The sequence below is a fragment of the Escherichia whittamii genome (assembly GCF_014836715.1).
Classification (GTDB): Bacteria; Pseudomonadota; Gammaproteobacteria; order Enterobacterales; family Enterobacteriaceae; genus Escherichia; species Escherichia whittamii.
The window spans coordinates 1-1,480 of the sequence record NZ_JACSQI010000030.1 but is presented as its reverse complement, the minus strand read 5'-3'; the positions used below and the strand labels follow the sequence as shown (position 1 = coordinate 1,480).

Annotated in this window: 2 protein-coding genes; both read left to right on the top strand. The window is 39.7% G+C overall.

Annotation, left to right across the window (positions count from 1 at the left end; translation table 11 throughout):
• Positions 1-771: HNH/endonuclease VII fold toxin-2 domain-containing protein (locus tag H9644_RS21700; RefSeq protein WP_225221504.1), on the top strand; the 771-nt coding region annotated here is incomplete at its 5' end.
• Positions 755-1,480: hypothetical protein (locus H9644_RS21380; protein WP_191776496.1), on the top strand; the 726-nt coding region annotated here is incomplete at its 3' end. The genes H9644_RS21700 and H9644_RS21380, both read left to right, overlap by 17 nt.

The window sequence follows — 1,480 nt, the reverse complement described above, 5'->3', positions numbered from 1 at the left end:
ACAGGTATTGAACTTTATGAAACCATTCCAGAAATGAAGAAAGAACTGGAAGAGCTAAAAGACATTTCAAAAAAAATGGATGAAGCAATTCAGAAATTTGAGAAATACAAAGATAAAATCAAAAATTTCAAAAACCTTTCTGAAGAAGAACAAAAATCACTGGCTAATGAAATAATGGCGGAAACGCAGGCTGCCTACGCGCTTTCGAATCGCTGCCTGCGGGCCAGAAAATGTCTGTTAGTACCATATAATAAAACAGGGAAACTAAGCAACTGGGAGGGAAAAGGGTGCTGTCCAGGGCAAACCGGACATCATCTTTTAGCAGATACCATGTTCAGGGATCAGGAAAAAACTATAATTGCCAGGGAGGAATGGAATAAAGATCCTTCGCACAGAAACAAGGATGGCAAACTCAAAAGAATGCCCCGTAGCAAATATCCAACAAGAAAGTGCTGGGGGGAATATACCGAGGGCAAAGCGCCTACAATTTGTCTGGAAGGAAAAGACAATCATACTGGTTCACATGGTGCATTACACTCAGCTACAGGCACTCTAATAGAAGAAAGGCATTTTGGAAAAGAAATGAATTATGTAACCGCCAGAGATATGGTAATTAATGAGGTTTCATTAATGTACGGTTGTGATAAATCCTGTCTGAAAGCGCAACTGGATAAAGCTTACGAAGATGCTTATACCTGTGGCGATTTGAAATCAGCAAAAATCAATGCTGATGCGGGAGATGGAGTCGGTAAAAATGCTGAAGATATTTAAGGTGGGTAAAATGATTATAGACGAAGTTTCATATAAAAAATATTTCAAAGGCTTTGATATATATGACTGCACTTATGGTTACGAACATGGACGTGTGGGATTTACATTGATTGAATTGGTTAACGAAAAACATGATGAATACGACAATCCATTTTATCGTCCTGAAAAGAGATTGATTTCCATTGTGTTCACCTCCCCTTCAGAAAATCGTATATATGGTTGCCGCGCAACCGGGATATCTCTGATGACTATATCTTCTGGCTGGTCGCCCTCTCAGGCTGAATATGTGATGGTCAGCCAAGGCGGTGATGTGGTAAGTTATAAAGAAGACGCATATAAGAGAATAGAAGGCAGTATAGATATACTCATACCAGGATCGGTGGATATGCGTTCCGCGATAACAAAATTAGTTAGAGTAGGGACAAGTATTTATGCGATTGGTAGCGGTTTTCGAATATATAAACGCATTAATTATCAGATTTGGAATGAGTATTCACAAAACTTGCCTGTTCCTGATGGATTTGTGAAGAGGGAGGCGGAAGCTATAACCAGGAGCTTATTCCAGGATTTATCTGGTTTTTCCGAGTCAGATATTTATGCAGTGGGTGGAACAGGGACCGTTTATCACTTTAATGGTGAGCAATGGAAACAACTCCCTTTTCCGACAAATAAACTTCTGTATACAGTTTGTTGTGCCGGTGACGGATTT